Source organism: Ignavibacteria bacterium (genome assembly GCA_025612375.1).
Taxonomy (GTDB): domain Bacteria; phylum Bacteroidota; class Ignavibacteria; order Ignavibacteriales; family SURF-24; genus JAAXKN01.
The window spans coordinates 20,831-39,972 of sequence record JAAXKN010000006.1 but is presented as its reverse complement, the minus strand read 5'-3'; the positions used below and the strand labels follow the sequence as shown (position 1 = coordinate 39,972).

10 protein-coding genes are annotated in these 19,142 nt (G+C 46.5%); 5 read left to right on the top strand and 5 right to left on the bottom strand.

Annotated elements, in window-relative coordinates:
* Positions 1–37: 37 nt before the first annotated feature.
* The 3 genes from treY to HF312_06050 all read left to right on the top strand — a co-directional run bounded on the left by treY (position 38) and on the right by HF312_06050 (position 5,100).
* On the top strand, positions 38–2,848 hold the full coding sequence (gene treY / locus HF312_06060) for a malto-oligosyltrehalose synthase (protein ID MCU7519764.1): 2,811 nt from the start codon (positions 38–40) through the stop codon (positions 2,846–2,848).
* Positions 2,849–2,962: 114 nt separating this feature from the next.
* Entirely contained in the window at positions 2,963–3,829 is an 867-nt protein-coding gene (locus HF312_06055) for an AAA family ATPase (protein ID MCU7519763.1), read from the top strand.
* A 605-nt stretch (positions 3,830–4,434) separates the two neighbouring features.
* On the top strand, positions 4,435–5,100 hold the full coding sequence (locus HF312_06050; GenBank protein ID MCU7519762.1) for a purine-binding chemotaxis protein CheW: 666 nt from the start codon (positions 4,435–4,437) through the stop codon (positions 5,098–5,100).
* A gap of 59 nt (positions 5,101–5,159) precedes the next feature.
* Here HF312_06050 and HF312_06045 read toward each other — a convergent pair whose 3' ends face one another.
* Genes HF312_06045 through HF312_06035 form a run of 3 tightly spaced genes read right to left on the bottom strand, consistent with a single transcriptional unit; the run spans position 5,160 to position 12,775 of the window.
* Positions 5,160–6,200 (bottom strand): PorV/PorQ family protein, encoded by a 1,041-nt coding sequence (locus tag HF312_06045; protein ID MCU7519761.1) that lies wholly within the window; start codon positions 6,198–6,200, stop codon positions 5,160–5,162.
* A gap of 19 nt (positions 6,201–6,219) precedes the next feature.
* Positions 6,220–9,732 carry a CHRD domain-containing protein gene (locus HF312_06040; protein MCU7519760.1) on the bottom strand — a complete coding sequence of 1,171 codons (3,513 nt, stop codon included), beginning with the start codon at positions 9,730–9,732 and terminating at the stop codon, positions 6,220–6,222.
* Positions 9,733–9,769: 37 nt separating this feature from the next.
* Positions 9,770–12,775 carry a TonB-dependent receptor gene (locus HF312_06035; GenBank protein ID MCU7519759.1) on the bottom strand — a complete coding sequence of 1,002 codons (3,006 nt, stop codon included), beginning with the start codon at positions 12,773–12,775 and terminating at the stop codon, positions 9,770–9,772.
* 432 nt (positions 12,776–13,207) lie between these two features.
* Here HF312_06035 and HF312_06030 point away from each other — a divergent pair, with 432 nt between their 5' ends.
* Together HF312_06030 and HF312_06025 are read left to right on the top strand one after the other, a co-directional pair.
* Positions 13,208–13,765 (top strand): inorganic diphosphatase, encoded by a 558-nt coding sequence (locus HF312_06030; GenBank protein ID MCU7519758.1) that lies wholly within the window; start codon positions 13,208–13,210, stop codon positions 13,763–13,765.
* Positions 13,766–14,087: 322 nt separating this feature from the next.
* Positions 14,088–14,750 carry a cobalamin-binding protein gene (locus HF312_06025; protein ID MCU7519757.1) on the top strand — a complete coding sequence of 221 codons (663 nt, stop codon included), beginning with the start codon at positions 14,088–14,090 and terminating at the stop codon, positions 14,748–14,750.
* Positions 14,751–14,797: 47 nt separating this feature from the next.
* On the opposite strand, the gene HF312_06020 is transcribed toward HF312_06025, so the two are convergent.
* Entirely contained in the window at positions 14,798–17,656 is a 2,859-nt protein-coding gene (locus tag HF312_06020; GenBank protein ID MCU7519756.1) for an FAD-binding oxidoreductase, read from the bottom strand.
* A 214-nt stretch (positions 17,657–17,870) separates the two neighbouring features.
* The gene (locus tag HF312_06015) at positions 17,871–19,064 is read right to left on the bottom strand and encodes a M24 family metallopeptidase (GenBank protein ID MCU7519755.1); all 1,194 of its coding nucleotides are present in this window, start codon (positions 19,062–19,064) and stop codon (positions 17,871–17,873) included.
* Positions 19,065–19,142: the final 78 nt, after the last annotated feature.

The window sequence follows — 19,142 nt, the reverse complement described above, 5'->3', positions numbered from 1 at the left end:
TTATAATTATCTTCTTTGTAACCATTACAGGCAGAATATGCATATCCCAAAATCCACCTACAGGCTGCAGCTTAACGCTGCTTTTACTTTTAACGACCTGAAAGAAATTGTGCGCTACCTTTCAGAGCTGGGAATTTCGGACATTTATTCTTCCCCCATTATGAAGGCTGCAAAGGGGAGCATGCATGGCTATGACGTTGTTGACCCGAACCAGTTTAATCCTGAACTGGGCACAGAAGAGGATTTTGACAGCCTGGTCGGGGAGTATAAAAAGTATAAAATGGGGTGGCTGCAGGATGTTGTTCCAAACCATATGTCCTATTCGGCCGAAAACCAGATGATTGTCGATTTGCTTGAAAATGGTCCCAACTCGCGCTTTATCAGCTTCTTTGACATTGAATGGAACCACCCGCACGCGAGCGTTCGGCAGAGGGTACTGGCTCCATTCCTGGGGAAGTATTTTCAGGAAGTCCTGGAAGACGGTGAACTGGTACTAAAATATGACGCTGAGGGCTTCAGCATCTATTATTACGACAACCGTTTCCCACTTAAGATGGAATCATATTCGGACATACTTTCATTCAGAATGTCGAGCCTGCAGAACAGGCTGGGGAAAAATAATTCTGATGTGATCAAGTATCTGGCAGTTATGTATATACTCAGATCGCTTCCGGCCTCAGAGGAAATAGAGGAAAGATATTCGCAGATAAAATTTGTCAAAGGAATGCTCTACGAGCTCTACACCGGTAACGAGGTGATTAAAGAGTTCATAGATGAAAACATGAGGATCTATAACGGAAGAAAAGGTGTTGCTGAAAGTTTTAACATGCTTGAAAAGCTTCTTTCCGACCAGTATTTCCGTCTGGCCTACTGGAAGGTGGCAAATGAAGAGATCAACTACAGAAGATTTTTTAATATAAGCAGCCTTATTTCCCTTAAGATGGAAAATGAGGAAGTATTTAACCGCATACATACGCTGGTGCTAAGGCTTGTAGATGAAGGGAAAATTGACGGCTTAAGAATAGACCACGTCGACGGGCTTTATGACCCGACTTCATACCTTAAAAGGCTCCGCGGACGCCTGCAGGATAACTATCTCGTGGTTGAAAAAATCCTTGAGCTTGAGGAGGAACTGCCCACCGAGTGGCCCATTGAGGGGACAACGGGTTATGAGTTTGTAAATTATGTGAACGGGATTTTTATCAAAAAGGAAAACGAGAGGGCCCTTACTGAGGTGTATCAAAGGTTTTCAGGGTTTACCACGCCTTATGAAAGGGTGGTGGCTGAGAAAAAAAGACTTATTATTCAGACCCGTATGGCCGGAGAAGTAGAACGCCTGGCATTCCTGGTTGAAGCCGTCTCCAGCATTGACCGCTACGGTATTGACATTACGATGCACGGGCTTAAACGGGCTCTGGAGGAGATACTGACGTATTTCCCGATATACAGGACCTATATAAATGCGGAGAATTATACGGAAAGGGATAAAAAATATCTCGAGGGTCTCTTTAAGAGGGTTTCAAGGATAAATCCCAGGCTTTCGCAAGAGTTTAACTACATATGCAACCTTCTTATGCTGAGCTTCCGTGAGCATTTTACGGAGGAGCAGAAAAAAATAGCGCTCGACTTTGTAATGAAGTTTCAGCAGCTTACGGGCCCCCTGATGGCAAAGGGGTTTGAGGATACGGCCTTGTATGTCTATAACCGGCTTATTTCAATGAATGAAGTGGGGGGCAACCCCGGGCGTTTCGGAATTACTACGGATGAATTTCATACTTTCTGCCAGAAGAGGGCTAATCTGTGGCCTCATTCAATGAATGCAACCGCCACACACGACACCAAGCGCGGCGAGGACATGAGGGCCAGGATAAACGTCCTTTCGGAAATACCGGATGAATGGGAAGAAAGGGTAAACACCTGGAGCAGGCTGAACAGCTCAATGAAAGAAAACTTAAACGGGGAAGTAATACCTGACAAAAACGACGAGTATTTCCTCTACCAGACGCTAATCGGATCATTTCCCTTTGAACAGACAGACCTGACAACTTATATAGCCCGTATAAAGGAATATATTGTCAAAGCCACACGCGAGGCCAAAGTTCACACCGCATGGATTAAGCCCGATGAGGAATATGAACAGGCCTATTCCTCTTTCGTGGAAAAAATTCTTACTCCTTCTGATGGAAACCATTTCCTGCTGGATTTTACAGGGTTTCAGAAGAAGGTGGCGTTCTACGGAATGTTTAATTCGCTTAGCCAGGTTCTTATTAAGTTTACATCCACCGGCGTACCTGATGTGTACCAGGGGACAGAATTGTGGGACATGTCACTGGTAGACCCTGACAACCGCCGCCCGGTGGATTTCAGCCTGAGAAGGGGTCATCTTGAGGAGATAAGAAATAACCCTGAAAAAGACAGATTGAGATATCTGAAGAGCATTTTAGACGCAATGCCCGACGGCCGGATAAAGATGTACCTGATGCACCAGGCGCTTAAGGCAAGAAATGAAAACAGGGAAGTCTTTTTGGACGGGGAGTACATCCCGGTAAACACGGGAGGCAGCCACGCTCAGAACCTTATAACCTTTGCAAGAAAGCTCAATAACAGGTGGGCTGTAACTATTGCGCCTCGCTTGTTAACTGAATTTGTAAAAGAAGGGGAACTTCCACTGGGTGAAGCCTGGGGGGATACAATGATCGCCCTGCCGCAGGAAATAAAATCCTGGAAAAATGTTTTTACAGGCCAGAGGCTGGTAAAATCTGAAAAATCCGCCTCGCGGGGGTTCTTTATGGCAAAAGAAGTATTCAGCCATTTCCCGGTTGCACTCATTTTAGGAGAAAAAACTTAATTTATTTTTTCTTTTTCCGATAATAAAACGGAATGTTATATTTTGGAATGTAATTTTCCGGGAAAAGGAAGGAAAATTAAGAATTGCAACCATTAACCATTTTACCGAGGTGGAATGTACTGGGAATACTTTAATCTGAAGGTTAATCCTTTCGGTATTACACCGGATCCGAAGTTTTTATATTTAAGCACACCGCACGCATCGGCCATTGAATGGATGAAAATGGCAATCGAGCAGCATGAATTTGGAATGATCACCGGGGAGGTGGGTTCAGGTAAGACCGTGCTTTCTCGTTATCTTGTAGACAGCCTGCCGGAAGAAACCTTCAGGGTGGCCTGGATAATAAATCCGGTAATGTCCTCTACGCAGCTTTTACGTGAGATCTATGGACAGCTCTTTGACGATAAAGCTCCGCATTCAAAGTCACTGCTGGTAAAATCCCTGCAGGAAGGCCTGGTAAATCTGTTCTTGGAGAATAAATATCCTGTAGTAATAATTGATGAGGCGCAGGTAATTCCTGGCACAAAGATCTTCGAGGAGCTGAGGCTTTTGAGCAACTATCAGACTGACGAGCAGAATCTGATCTCAATTATTCTCATGGGTCAGCAGGAGCTCTTAAAGAAGCTGAAGAAGAAAACACACAGGGCATTTCTTCAAAGGGTCAGGTTTACACTCACACTGAATCCGCTTACTGCAGAAGAGCTGGATAGTTACATAAGCCACCGCTTAAGAGTGGCGGGCCTTGAGGGCGAGAGTATTTTTACTCCCGAGGCTATTGAGAGGATTCACAGGATTACAGGGGGGTATCCGAGACCTGTAAACCACCTGGCGGCTTTTTCTATGATGGAGGCCATGACGCATGAAAAGGATGCCGTGGAGGCAAGTGACGTGGAATCTGCAGCCAGATCAATACTGTATTTTGAAGACAGCCTTGCAGACGAAAATGCTCTGGCAGAGGCAAAAGAGACTGTCGGAGAATAATTTCAAAAAACACAAGCGGGAATTTTTGACGTATGATTAATATTCTTAAACTCAGAAAAATTGAAAAAGAAAAAAAACTGCAGGATAAAGAGGATTCTTTAGAGCAGAAGACTGAAGCTCTTGCATCTGAAAAGCCTGTTTCAGAGGAAAATGCTCAGAGGCAGCAGAACATTGAGAATATTGATGAGAAAATAATTGCTGAAATTGCTGAAGAGATAAATAACGCCCCGGATTCTCCTGCGGAGGATTTAAGGAGCGCTTCTGAAGTACTTCTTAGTGTATCTCAGGATATTGAACTGGTTGAAGGTTCTGTTGAAATTCAGGAGTTTACGAGTCCTGTTGAGCACGACGCTACAGAGGAGGTTGCTGATCCCTGGCTTAATGAGCCTCTTACGAAAGAAAGTGCCGGAAAATCAGAAGAACCTGTAAAAGAAGAAGTTGATGCCGAAATTGCAGAACCATCTGTAAACATGGATTCAGCTGAAAAAGCGGAAGTTAAGGAAGAGGAAATTGATCCGGCCGAAGCATTCCGCCAGGCTTTAATTGCTGAGGTCCTGAGAGACGAAACCATGGTAACCCGTGCACAGGTTGAAGAAGAGGAGAAAATGAGCAGCGCAAAGCCGGAAGCTCCTCAGGTAAAAGAAAGTACCCCTTCTGCTGATAAGGCTCCTGCCATAAATACCTCAGGAGCAATTAAGCCTGAAGAAAAGAAACAGGAAAAGGCCACAGCCGGGCAGCAGCAGGAAGTAAAACTGCAGGATCAAACGCGGCAGGACTTAAAGCAGCAGGATGCAAAAGCCCACGAGGCTATTGTGCAGCTGGTAGGGTTCAATCTCGGGAAAGAGTGCTACGGAGTTGACATAAAGAGAATAAAAGAGATCAACCGTATGACAGAGATAACAAGGGTTCCGAGGGCACCTGAATTTATTGAAGGCGTCATCAACCTGAGGGGATCGGTTATTCCCGTCATTAATCTGAGAAAGAAAGTAAAGATGCCGCCCCGTGAATACGATAAGGATACGAGGATCATAATTGTTGAGTTAGGGGGTAAGACCATCGGTTTTATTGTTGATGCAGTAAAAGAGGTCTTAAGGATTCCCGAAAGCGTTCTTGTTCCGCCTCCAACGCTTGCAGTAGGCAAAAGTGCAGATTACATCACATCTGTAGCCAAGGTTGAAGATGAGCTTGTGATACTTCTTGATCCGGATAAAGTCCTCTCGCGTGAGGAGACAAAGAAGCTGGAAGAAGCTGAGGGGAAGAAGAGAAAGTAAGCATCAGTATTTATACAGATAAAGAAAGAGGCAGGCCAAAACCTGCCTCTTTTTTTGATTTAGAACGCTAATCCAACAGAGAACACATGGTTTGCATCGAAACTGCTCTTTACCTGACGGTAAGCATAATCCACTCTTATAGCCGTGCCGCCGCCGACTTCGTAGTTAATGCCAGCGCCAGCCGTGAATCCCCAGATATAGCCGGCTTCCTGACTGGCGGGTGTATAGCCGTAGCCGCCGCGTAAAGAGAGAAGGTTATTGAACGTATACTCGGCGCCGAAGCGGTAAACATCGCCGGAGAAGTTGTTGTTCTGGAATGTCGTTGCAACAAGCAGCGAATTCTGCGCATCCAAAACAGGCCTGTATGCAAGTCCGAATTCCAGGGTTGAAGGCAGCTCGAATGAGGCTGCTTCAACCTTATAGAGCTGTGCGGGGCGCTCATAGGAAGCAGCTGAGGCCTGAGTATAAAGCCCCGGGCCGCTAAAGGTCATCTGAGGGCCCAGGTTCTTGATTGCCACACCAAGGCTTAGTCCTGTCAGGTCTCCCAGGTTTTCGTACATGATTCCTACGTTAAAGGCCACACCGTTGGCAGAAACCTGAGCGATATTTTCCATGATTAGGCTGCCTGTTATGCCGACAGAAATACGGTCGCTCAGGGCTCTTGCAAAGGAGAGGCCTAAAGTCAGGAACTGTGGACTGAAGGTTTCTCCCGTACCATCCGGGTTATTCGTTGTGGTTACATTGATGTCTCCGAACGAAAGAGATTTAATGCTGAAGGCAAGAGCGCCGAAGCCCGCGATATTTGCCTCAACGGCACCGTAAGTCACACCCATATCTGCCAGGTACTTCATATAGGAGAAAGTAGCCTCAGCAGACTTATCAGTCCTTGCAATTCCGGCGGGGTTCCAGTAAAGGGCCTCGATTCCGGTAGTAGTAGAAGTATTGGCGCCTGAAAGGCCAATGCCTCTTACACCGACAGGTATAAGGAGTTCAGAAGCTCCTCCGGTTCCGTTACGTCTGCCTCCGCCCGCATAGATTATTTCAGCCGTAGCAAGGAGGAGGAGTAACATCAGGCTTATATATTTAATATATTTTTTCATTTTATCTCCTCAATTTTAATTAGAATCTATCCAGCACTTGCTGCTCTTGAATTACAGCTACTTTCAGTATCTTGGAACCAAGTCCGGGCATTTCTATATAAGCCAGGTAAATGCCGCTGGCAACAGGAAGGCCCGATTCATTTGCAAGGTCCCAGCGCTCGTACTGGCTTGTTGCGCTGGCTCTTGTAATTGTCTTAATCAGGGTTCCTGCAATGTTATAGATACGGATTATAGCATCCTTGGGCAGGTGGCTAAAAGTAACGAAACGCTGATATTTGTTTAATTCCTGCGGATTTACACCGTAGTACGGATTCGGGAACACATTGATGTTTTGTACATCCTGAGCTGCCTGCTGAGCGTTATAGGCCATAGGGGCAGGAGCTGTGAATGTGTATGTATCCGTTCCCGGGATGATATTGTTTGCAAATTTAACCACAAACCTGTCGCCTGTATCCCAGTGATTCTTGTCGGCATCGAAGTAAAGGAACCAGGTTGCCTTGGGGCTGGTCAGGTTGACAGTAGCCGCAGTAACGGTGTCGCTGTATGGAGTTGCAACAGGGACAATATACGCACGGCTGCCGCGGATCCTCATGTATGTCGGGGCTCCTCCGGCTCCCCAAGGATCCTTTGTATCGAAGTTTCTCGATCTGAAGGCAACGTTGATCTGGCGTTTGCGTTCAACTTCCCAGAGCTCAAAGGGTATTCTGATTGTTGCGTGTGCCTGGCGGTTGCTTGAATAAGCCACTGCCATCTGTCCGCCCGATACAATAGTTGTATCTTCTGCAGCCTCGCTGACCCTGACGCCGGTCCACCTCAGCTCAAGATCCTGTATGAGGTCTTCCTGTGTGGCAGCATCGCCTCCTCCGGGGAAGAGTTCAAACGAACGGCCTGTTACGCCGCCGAAGAATGTGGCGTCACCTGAAAACACGATCGGTTTTGTGTCCTTATTTACCTTAACCGTCTGTTCGGCAGATGAATAGGCTGTTGGTGCGGAGAATGTGAGATTGCCGACCTTGAACTCGAGTCCATCAATTATCGGGTAATCTTCATTAAGGCTGTAGTTTTGCTGGTAGGTGGCAACTCTCTGGTCTCCCCGCATTACATACCACGGATAGCTGCTGATGCTGAATGGAGCTGTAATTTCACCCTTGGGGTTCTGTGCCGTTGCAACAATAACAGAAACTCTTCCGGCCTCGAGGAGTTTTACTATATCCTGTGTCAGCGGCTGTTGGGCGTCTTTATTGGTCCATGTGCCCTGTGCAATGCCCAGTTTATTTTTACGCCCCTGCTGGAAAGTAAAGGTTATCGGCTTAAGTATGGTGTCGACCATACCCAGGTATGCCTGTGTAATGGGGCCTGTCAGTGAGTCGATATTAGTAATTGTAATATTGTACTTAAGCTGTGTCGCATCCTCATTGAGAATAAGCTGCCCTGTCATTTCGACTGTACCTATAGTCAGTGCTGAATCAGGAGGAGTATAGGTGGCATCGAACTTGTCGGGTATAGTTGAGAAATTGATTGTATAGGTCTGCCCTGTAATTTTGGTCGGGTCTACCACCTTAATTTCAACTGTAGCATCACCGGTTCCGACGTGTTTGATTCCAGCCTGGCTTAAGGTATCGCCCGGGTTAAAGTTTGAGGCAAAGCCCGGGTCGTAAGTCTGCGGAACAACAGTAATGATCTGCAGAGGATTTTCAAGCACGTTAGGCACCTCAGCAGGATCGGGGTTAAACGAATAACTTGTAACGGCGTAGTAGTAGCGGCTTCCGTTATTAAGCGGGATACCGTTTATGAAGTCCTTTGTTATAGTAATAGACCTCTGAAGGCCGCTGTTTGTGCCGAACTGAATAGGAGTAAGTTCAGGCTTGCCTGTCTTAGGGTTAAAGACATAGCCGTAGATTGTACCTACGGTATCTTTGATGTCATAGGTCGCAATCAGCTTGGCGTTTTCAAATGTAGCCGAGGCCGAAGGCAGCTGATAGACATTATAGCCCTGGAACTTGAATCCCTTGTAGTCATAGCTTTCAGTCTGGTTATAAGTTGCCAGATCGCCCCATGAAAGGACAACTGCCCTGTTAAGGGGTGTAGCGGTAACCTTAGGCGGGGTAGCGCCAGTAGGTATCTTGAAGAAGGAGTTATAGGCGTCCTGAGCCTTAATGTCGTAGTTCTTCAGGAGCTTTACGCTTTGCAGGTTGTCGCTTCCCTCGGCAGCCATTTCAGCTACAACTATTTCCTGTGTATCTCCCGCAGCCATGGTAAAAGGTCCCGAGGCAAGGCCAATTCTGCGGTCGTCGGGGCCAATTATCTGGCCGTCGATCCAGCCGGTGCCTGTAACCGGGTCGCCCGGAAGTGCAAACGGGGTCGGGACACCCTGCGGGGTTTTGAATATTTCACCGGTCTTACCTACGCGTCCCTGCATAAAGTTGTAAAACTGTGTCGTCCCCTCATAAGATCCCAGTGTAGGGTCGGTAACATTTAAGTTGCCGCGGGCAAAGTAGTAGAATGCGGTCATAGGGAGATTTCTCTTTCCCCTTATGACGCGTCCGCCGGTAATTGCCGAATCATTGGCGCTGCCCGCCACAACTGGTCCCTGGAAGAAGTCGAACCCGACAGCAGGCGGGGGCATTTCGCCGTATGTGGCGTCATTTGGGGTTGCATTATAAGCAAATCCCAGGCTGAGAGTTGTATCGCATCCTGCATAGTCGTCTGTGGCATTTCCCACGTCAGGGTCGCACCACATCGATACGTACATGTCTGTAAACGACGTAGTGCTTTTATTAATCATGAGAAATTTTCTGAAGTACATGTTGCTAAGAGGCCCTGCCTGTGAATAGGCCCAGTAGGTGGACTGCAGTTCGATGCCCATAGGCTGCGAGCCGTACATGTTTGTTGTAAGGCTGGAGTTCAGGTCGTTGTCAACAAACCATATTGTCTGGCTGGCGCCCGGTACGCCCGGAATATCAGAGGCAGGTTCGTAGGTGCCGTTGCCGTTGAGGTCTTCAAACGGGGCGCCGTCTAAAGCCGGCCATTCGTTCCAGTCTTTCTCATACTGTGCGCGGACCTCATCTTCTGAGAGTCCTTCTTCTTTTGATTCAGTTGTAAGGCTTGCTGTTTTATAGTCAGGCCTTACCCTGTAGATTCTGTTCTTATCCAGGTCCGGGTTTTCAGCTTTTCCGGGTGAAAGGATCTTCCCCGGCTGAAGTCCCGTTCTGTAAGTTGATCCGCCGACGCGCACCTCTCCGTTGACCTTGGCACCCCAGACGAAACCGGATTCAAATATAGCGGTTTTACCGCTGCCTTTCGGGTATGTAAAGCCAGCATTCTGTGAAGGATCTATGTCTGTATCCCCGCTGTTGTAGACCCAGGCGGAAAGGTTATTGATGTTCATTTTGGTCTTATTCGGCAGACCCATTGTTTTACTTAACTTCTTCCCCTCCTTTTTGTCCCTACTTTCGGCCTGCAGGATCAGAGAAGGGAGAAGAAAAACAAAACATAAGATGACGAGTAATAACGTTTTATATATTTGTTTCATTTTTATTTCTCCAAGTATTTTAATCAGTCAACTTGTTTTAATATTCCAGTCTGATACCTAATCTGATCTGGCGCGGCGGGCCATAGAAGTATGGGAACGTTACCAGCTGGTTAGAAGCAGTCTGATACTGTTCATAGTAGTTGATGTTAATAGCCCTGTAAACATCCGCATAACCCGGCCTGGTTGAGAGGTCGCCCGAGAGGTTAGGATTGCTGAGTACTCCGTTGTCTGTTGTAGTACCTGTTCTTAAGAATACGTTCTCGACATTTCTTCTGTCGAAGAGGTTAATGACAAAGATATAAATGTTGGCGCTTAAAGCGTCGAACAGCCTGATAGTTTTATCCACTTTCAGGTCCACCTGGAACGTAGCAGGGGTTGATGAAGAGTTAAGCGGTTCAATAGGCTGTCTGTCGCGTGCGTCGCCTTCAAGATCCTGTCCGCCGACGCCGAGAGTATAAGGGTGTCCGCTTGTAAATCTGGCCAGAGCGGAGATTCCGAATTCATGCAGAATAGCTGGCCCTTCCTCTGGTCCGAAACGGAAGTCGACGTTAACGTTTCCGCTTAACGGGTTATTGAATTCAAGAGGCGAAATATACGCCGGAGCAAAAGGAGTTGATCCTTCGAGCGGCGCACCTACAATACCGCGGTTTGAATTCGGGAAAGACCCAGTTCCGCGTGCATCCTGGAAAGAGAGTGAAGCGTTAACAGCAAATCCAGCAGTTCTTCTCATGTTGAAGGTTATTTCCACTCCTTTGGTAGTTGCAAAGTCACCGTTTCTTAAGATATAATAATTCTTGAACGGGGAGCCCTGTGCAACTATCTGCTGGTCGTAGACCACCTGGTCAACTATATCCTTGTAGTAGCCGGTGATGTCGAAGGAAGCAAAGTCCGCGATCTGCTGGGAAAACCCGAGTTCATACTGTGTCGTTCTGGTCGGGCGGACGTTAAAGCCTACCGGGTTGGTGATAAAGAAGCCGCCTCTCAGGTTAATGTATGTCAGCGGAAGCCCCTGGTAAATATCCGCAAGGCGTGTCTGCTGAACAAACTTTCCGAACTGAGCATGAAATACGGTCTGGTCCGTTACAGGGAATGAAAGTCCTATACGGGGGCTTATGGAAGTAAACTTTGGTACATCCACCAGGCCCTGGGGATAGATTTCGCCAGTATTATAGTTGAAAGTAAGTTCAGGACGGGCCATGTCTGCGAGGCCCTTGTTGTCTGTATTTATATAATCAAAGCGGACGCCAAGGTTAAGAATGAGGTCCCTGAACTCAATTCTGTCCTGTACATAAGCTCCGGCAAAGACCGGATGCTTGGGGGCATAGACGCCCGAGGCGTTTGTTTCATTGCCGAGGGCATCATAGCCGTAATTATTAATTCCCTGGTTAATGAATATCTGCTCCAGAGTACGTTTCTGCGGATCAGTATCCGGCAGGGCAGCATTCTGTGCTATCTGTCCTGCAAGAGCAAAGCCGCCTTCATTTCCGATGCTGTAGTTTCTGATGGTATATCTCTGGAATTCACCACCAATCTTAAATGCGTGTACTTTGCCTATATTATATGTCAAAGCTCCGGAGAGTGTATAGTTCTGCCTGTTGGCCTTCTGATAGCCTGCCGTCACATCGCCCGGGGCATTAAATGAAAAGTCCCAGTATGTAAGTCTTGCCGGCCTTATAAATCTGCCCGTGGGGTCGCCCGGTTTGCGCTGCCATACAAATCCCGCGTTGGCATTAGCCACGCTGTCGCCGTAGCCAAGGAGGTTATCTTTTAGGAAGGGATCGTATGTGTGGGCGTACTGGCTGAAGTATCCCGCATTTAATTCATAGTACGCGGCATTGCTGAGTACGTGAGTCAGCTTAATGCTGGCCGATCCGTCCTTCAGGTCGCGCTGTTCAATTCTGCCGACGTCCAGCAAATTGGAAACGTTGCCCGCATTTCTGTTGGTGTTAAATGCATTTTGTCTCCAGTTGGAGCTGTAAGTCCCGGCAAAACGGATCAGTATAGGCTTAAAATCCATTGTAAATGTTGCCGAGTAGTCGAATGTCTGGTTTTGGTTGCCAAGCACCGCTCCGGCAGGATAGGAGAGGTTAATTGTATCGCCGGATAGCCCGTCGGAAACCCGTCCCAGACTGATGCCGGGGTAAGGCTGCGGGTTAGCATCTCTCTGGTAGTTGTAGTTAAAGAGTCCAAAGAAGCGGAAGCGTTCATCTAAAACAGGTCCGCCCAGGGTTCCTGTAAATTCGTTATAGCCGAACCAGTATGCGCCAAGCCTTTTATCGCCGCTGTAGCCTTTGCTTTTAGGCTGGAAGCCCACGTTGTCGGTGATGTATTCGGCAGTGACTTTAAGGTTCTGAGGCCCGGTCTTCAGCTGCGTGCGGATGATGCCCGAGTTTGCTCCGCCGAATTCAGCCGTGTAGCCGCCTGCCTGGACCTGCACTTCCTCGAGTGCATCCTGGTTAATTGTAACGGCGCGTCCGCCTGTAACAGGGTTGGTAATTGAAACGCCTTCGAGATAGTAGCCTACTTCATCTAGTCGGCCGCCGCGGATAAATACGGCGTTATTCTGGATTGTAACGCCTGCCGTAAGGCTGAGGATGTTGTTGACGCCCCTGACAGGAAGGGCCTGAATATCCTCGCTTGTGGTTATGCGAACGGCGTTGGTGTTGCTTTTATTAATCAGCGGCCTGACTGCAGTAACCTCAACGGTGCCCACTGTAACGCCTTCGGCCGGAAGCGGAATATTCCCTTCGGTGGTCAGTCCTGCGTTAACTCTGACGTTATTCAGAGTAATTGCGGTATAACCGATGAATGAGGCTTTAAGGCTGTAAACAGCAGGCTGGAGATTCCTGATTTCATAATCGCCGTTTACATCTGTAGCCGCGCCGGAAGTCGTTCCAACTACCTGAACGTTGGCCCCGACGAGCGGTTCGCCTGTTTGTCTGTCTGTGACTTTGCCTTTGATTCTACCTGTAGTGGTTTGTGCAAGGAGGAATGCAGGTAAAAGCATGCAAAACATAGTAAGAAAAAGTATTTTCCTACTCATAGTTTTCTCCTTTCCTTTAGGTTTGTTAAAATGATTCACTTCTTCCGGCTTTATTGCCCTTTATGGCCGGAAGCGCCCTCTTAAACAGAATCATTTTCTTCTTGAGGGAATGCTATTGAACTTGATTACACGAAACTTCTGAATACCAAGGCATACGCTGATCACAAATCAAGTCGATCACAAATCATGCTGACAACATTCTTGTTTGCAGATGGAAGGTAGTATAAACTTACATCAGTGCTCCTATTCTTGTTTTTAATTGTTTGTACATTGTGATTCTGCTAAATGATAATAATTTGCAAGTAAAAAAAAAGTATAAAAAAAAATAATCATTCCGGAAAAATCCCTAAAAACTTGGCCCGGGAGATTTTTTTTCTCCCCGCGATTCCTTAAATTCAACTAAAAGTATTAAATTCAAAAAAAGAAGGCACTATGAATGTCAATCCATGGCACGATGTAAATCTGGGGGAGCACGCACCTCAGTTTGTAAGAAGCATAATTGAAATTCCCATGGGAAGTAAAGGCAAGTATGAGCTTGACAAGGAAAGCGGACTCTTAAGGCTCGACCGCGTTTTGTTCTCATCTGTTCATTACCCGGCCAACTACGGTTTTATTCCGCAGACCTATTGCGATGACAGGGATCCGCTGGACATACTGGTCATCTGTTCAATTGAGGTCGACCCTATGTGTATAGTTGACGCGAAGGTAATAGGCGTAATGCACATGGTGGACGAAAACGAGAGGGATGATAAAATTATTGCTGTGGCAAAAAACGACATGTCTGTTAACTATATTAATGACATCTCGGAACTTCCCCCGCACACAGTTGTTGAGCTCAGGCGCTTCTTTGAAGATTACAAGAAAAATGAGCATAAGAACGTGGTCGTGGAGCACTTCTTCGGGCGCGAGGAGGCCTACAGGGTAATTAACGAAAGCATCAGTCTTTACAACAGGACATACGGGGAACTGCACAGCAAAGAGAAAATCTAGGCAAAGAGAAAATCTAGCATAATGGGTTCTGAATAAAGTTAAGCTTTAATCTAAAAGGGCAGACAGGTAAAAACTTTCTGCCCTTTATGTTTTTAAGGCTGGGAGGAGGGAATCATTAATATTAATTATTCCTTCGGGAAACGGGAATTAAAAATTTTTTTTATCTGTTGTTTATATTATGAAGGCTTTTTGAGTAGTTTTGCTGTGAAAATAGGGGAAAATAAACTATTTTTAGACTTCAATGAACTTTAATCAGGGAAATGGAGTTAAGCCAGGTAATTTTAAGCAACAAACTTTAATTTGATAACAATATGACGGTATTATGATTAGCGAAGTAATTTTTTTAGAGTATCTTTCATGCCTGCTGGAGGGAGATAAACCAAAGTGTTCGGCCATAGTAGCTCACCTTATTGAAAATAAGGTTGATCCAAAAGAATTATATGAGAGGCTTTTTCAGCGTTCACTCGAACGCGTCGGGAAGCTCTGGGAGAACAATAAAATCTGCGGGGCCACCGAACACATGGCCACAACAATTACCGAATGCCTGATGAGTTATACTTACCCGGTAGTCTCGGCACCGGAAAAGATAGGAAAAAAAGTTATTGTAGCTTGCGTTCCCAAGGAATTTCATCAGGTGGGCGCCAAAATGGTTGCTGATGTTTTTGAATTGCAGGGCTGGGAAGCTTACTGCCTTGGAGCCAATACCAAGGAAACTGAACTCTTTAAGCTTATAAATGAAAAACAGCCGGACCTTCTGGCTTTGTCCATGAGCCTTTACCTGAATGTTGTCAGGCTCACAGACATGATTGAAAGCGTTAAGAAGGAATTCCCGCAGCTTGAGATTATTGTGGGGGGACAGGCTTTCAAGGAAAACAGCCCCGACTTTTTAGAGCAGTACTACAATGTAAAGTACATCCCGAATTTGAAGGAGCTTGAGAAATTTATTAAGGAAAGATCGAAAGCCGAAAAAAAAAGCATAGCTTAAAAGCTATGCTTTAGAAATATAAGTGAAGATAAAAAGCATGACTCTTTTTAAGAGTTATGCTTTTTTTCTATAGGTTCAGTGCAATTATCCACAAGGTATATGATAGATTCATAACTAATTCCGCTATGCACGGATAATCCGATTTCGCAGGTCCTGCTTGTTGAGTATCCGTGGCGGCAGTCATCAGGCAGGCCGCCCTTGAGGTTTCTCAGGGCAGAGGCGTTAAGTTCAGGATAGGTAAAGCCTCGGTCGCCGGCCCATCCGCAGCATCCGACGCCGTGGGGGACAACAACTTCTTCAGAACACATTTCGGCTACTTTCTTAAGCTTTCCATTGAGCCCCATCTTCGTTGAGCTGCACGTGGAGTGAATGGCAATTTTTTCCTTTGTCTTTGTGAAGCTGAGCTTGTCTGTGAGGAATTCGTCAATAAATTCTACCGGCTCGTATATCTTTAAGGGCTCTTGTCCCTGGTGCTGGCTTAAATATTCCTTCATCCTGTAAAGGCATGGGCTCATATCGAAAAGTATAGGGAATTTTCCGTTATCTGAGGCTTCAAGTAATGCTTCCAGAAGCTCATTGGATTTTTTATCACCCTGCTTTTTAAAGCCCTTGCTTGCAAATGCCATTCCGCAGCAAAGGTTTGTAAGATTCTTCGGATAAATTACCTCGTAGCCTGCCTTGTTAAGAAGCGAGACAGTCCGGGTGGTAAGTGAGTCTTTATTTTCACTTCCCTTGGAGACGCCCATCGATCTGTTAATACAGCTCGGGAAGTATACGACCTTAAGTTCTGATCCGTTTGAGCTTTGAGGGATAATTATTTTGTCGGCTCCTTTTGGCATATAACGGTTCCACATTGGTATTCTGCCTCCTGAGACCTTCCTTAAAACGTCTGAGGCTCCCTGCATTATTGAAGTACCCAGAACCGTATGCAGGCCGTTTACGACGTTGAGTCCCAGTTTCATTCCTGCCGTCACCTGGTTCATGGAGGATGAAAGCACGCTGGCAATGCCCTGTGCAGTGGGGGAGGCATTTTCAGCTCTTAGCTCTTTTACCAGGTTGCCAGTATTAATGTTTACCGGACAGCTCGTGGCGCAAAGCCCGTCTGTAGCGCAGGTCTGGTTGCCGTCGTAGTCGTACTGGTCAATAAGGGCTGCGCGCCTTGCCGGATCCTCGCCCGTTTCCTTGAGGCGGGCAATTTCACGCCAGACAACAATCCTCTGCCGGGGTGTAATTGTAAGATCTCTTGAAGGGCAGTTGATTTCGCAGAATCCGCACTCAATGCATTTATCAACTATGGAATTTGCTGCCGGAAGAGGCTTTAGGTTTTTTATATGGGCCTCAGCATCGTTGTTCAGTATCACGCCCGGATTTATGATGTTATCCGGATCGAAGATGCTCTTAATTTCCTTCATAAGGCCAAAGGCTTCATGTCCCCATTCGAGCTCCACAAAGGGTGCCATATTACGTCCGGTGCCGTGTTCAGCCTTCAGAGCGCCGTCATATTTCTTAACCACCATATTTGTGACGTCATCAATCAGGTTTTTATAGCGGTTGATTTCAGCCTCTGAATTAAAACCCTGCTTAAAGACAAAGTGGAGGTTGCCCTCCAGTGCGTGGCCGAAGATAATGGCGTCGTAATACCCATGTTTTTTGAACAGTTCCTGCAGGTCGGCTGTTGCCTCGGCAAGGCGGCTGATAGGGAAGCATACGTCCTCAATAATTACCGTAGTTCCGATCTTCCTCATTGCGCCTACAGAAGGGAAGAGTCCTTTTCTTATGTCCCAGAGTTTTTTGAACTCTTTTTCGTCCTGGGTAAACTCAAGCGGCATAACCTTGGGCAGGTCCTTAAGGGCTTCTTTAATTTCAGCAATCTGCCCTGAAAGGCTCTCAGCGTCGCCGGCTCTTGTTTCAACTAGCAGTGAGGCAACTTCAGCGCCAAGTGATTTAAGATAAGGGGGCATACCTTCTTTATCCTCAACCGAGCGCAGCGAAGCCCTGTCCATGAGTTCCACGGCTTCGACCTTTGAAGTCTTCAGTATCTCGACTGCCTTGCATGCCGTAACGGCATCGGGGAAAAGCATAAGTGAAGTGGCCTTATTGCTCATTTCGGGAACGGTATAGTAATTTACTTCGGAGATAAAGCCTAGTGTTCCCTCGGAGCCTATCATGAGGTGCTGTATAATATCTATAGGGTCGTCAAAATCAGTAAGGGCATTCAGGCTGTAGCCTGTGGTGTTCTTCATCTTGAATTTGCTTCTTATGCGTTCAGAAAGGGCCGCGTTTTCCTTGACCTTTTTTGAGAGCGCACAGACAGCGGAAATCATTTCAGTGTGCGATTCGGCAAACTTCTTTCTGCTTTCGGGGTTGTTGGTATCCAGCAGGCTTCCGTCATAGAAAATGATTTTCATTCCGGCCAGTGTCCTGTAGCTGTTCTGCGAAGTGCCGCAGCACATGCCGCTTGCATTGTTTGCTGCAATGCCCCCGATCATGGCCGAATTAATGGAAGCCGGATCGGGCCCAATTTTCTTTTTATAAGGAGCCAGGAATACGTTGGCGTGAGCGCCAATGATTCCGACCTGGAGCCTTATCTCTGAGGCGTCGTGATTTATATGGAAGTGTTTCCATTTAGTGCCAAGCACGACCAGGACGCTGTCGGAGATGGACTGCCCGGAAAGGCTTGTGCCTGCGGCGCGGAAAGTGACAGATATGCCAAGGCGCCTGCAGTGCTTTAATATTAAAATTACTTCTTCTTCAGTATCTACTTTTACGACCAGCTTTGGAATAAGTCTGTAGAAACTGGCGTCTGTTCCATAGGCAAGTGTACGAAGGTCGTCTGAAAACATCCTGTCTTCAGGAATCTTCTCGAGCAGGAGCTTATGGAGTTCTAAATATTTCCCGGATAACATCAAATCCTCATAAATTTCAATTTGCCCAAAGGGCTGAATGTCCTTTTTCAGGCTGAATAGTTCAAAATTTTTCTACAAAATTACGAAAATATCTTAAAAATATTACGCAATAAATTTGCATAAAGTTCCCGGTGAGGCTAAAAAAGGATCTGGAAAGAGAAAAAGGGCAGCCCTGAAGCCCTAAACCGGCGGGCTTCAGGACCTGAAAAAGGGGTTATTTGAGTATAGGGACGATTTCTCTCTGTCTTTCCTCTCCGGTAGCTATAACATCGCCCGAGGGGGAAATATAGACGTCAATTTCGCATCTAACGCCGAAATCTCCCGTGAGGTAAATCCCGGGTTCAATTGAAAACGACGTCGAAGGCAGAATAAGCCTTTCATCACGGGTTTCAAAGTTATCCATATGTGCGCCCGACCCGTGGGTTTCAGTTGTAATTGAGTGCCCTGTCCTGTGTATAAAGTAGTCTCCGTATCCGGCCTCTTTAATGACGCTGCGGGCCGCGTCATCCACCTCAAATCCGCGGACCTCACGGCCATCCTTAAAGCGCTCTTCAACAAGACTGAAGGCGGCGTCGCGGGCGCGGGCAACTATGTTAAAGATTTTAGTGTATTTTTCAGGTACTTCCTGCCCCATATAGCCGACCCATGTAATGTCAGCCATTACAGCCTGTGGGGTATTCATCTTAGCCCAGAGGTCTATTAAAACAAAGTCGCCCTTGTTTATATCCTTATGCACGCCTGAGTCCGGGGCATAGTGCGGGTTTGCGCTGTTTTCATTAACTGCAACAATGGCATCCGAATCGGTAACCATATTTCTTTTCTTAAACTCGTTCATGATGAACTGCTGGACGTCGAATTCATTTACCTTCGAGTTAGTGGCAGTTTTTTCCTTAATGAAATTAAATGCCTGTCTTACAATTTCATAAAGAGCGCGGGCTGCGGTTTTGTTCTCTTCGAACTGCTCCGGGCTCCAGAGTGCGCCGAACATCGAGATCAGGTCGCCCGAGCTTTTGATGTCGATGTTAAACGTCCTCAGGTACTCTATTGTACCGGCATCAACCTTTGATACGTAAGGAATAGCATTCATCGGAGAGTACTCCATGGCAACGGTTTTGAGCCCAGAAAGTGTATCTCTTAAATGCTTATCCAGGGAGGCATGGCTGGAATAGGTGAGCTTTTTACCCGGCAGGTGATCAAGGTGGAAAGCTTCAATTCCGTTTACAATCTTAACCGGTGTTCCATCCTTAGGGATAAGATAAAAGAATCTCCTGGTCAGGTGAGCTTCGGGAGAAACATTAAGTATTTCATGGGCCAGAGAGTTGGAGCCTCTGAAGTCATAAAACAGCCACGCATCAAAGTTCATTTTTTTCAGTATGTCCTGAACTTTTTCCAGGTCGAATTTTGCCATTAGGTCCTCACGATTTTGTTAAAGTTACCTAAATATAAGAAAAAGGGAGTGGTTAATAAATATTTCTGGGCTAATTAT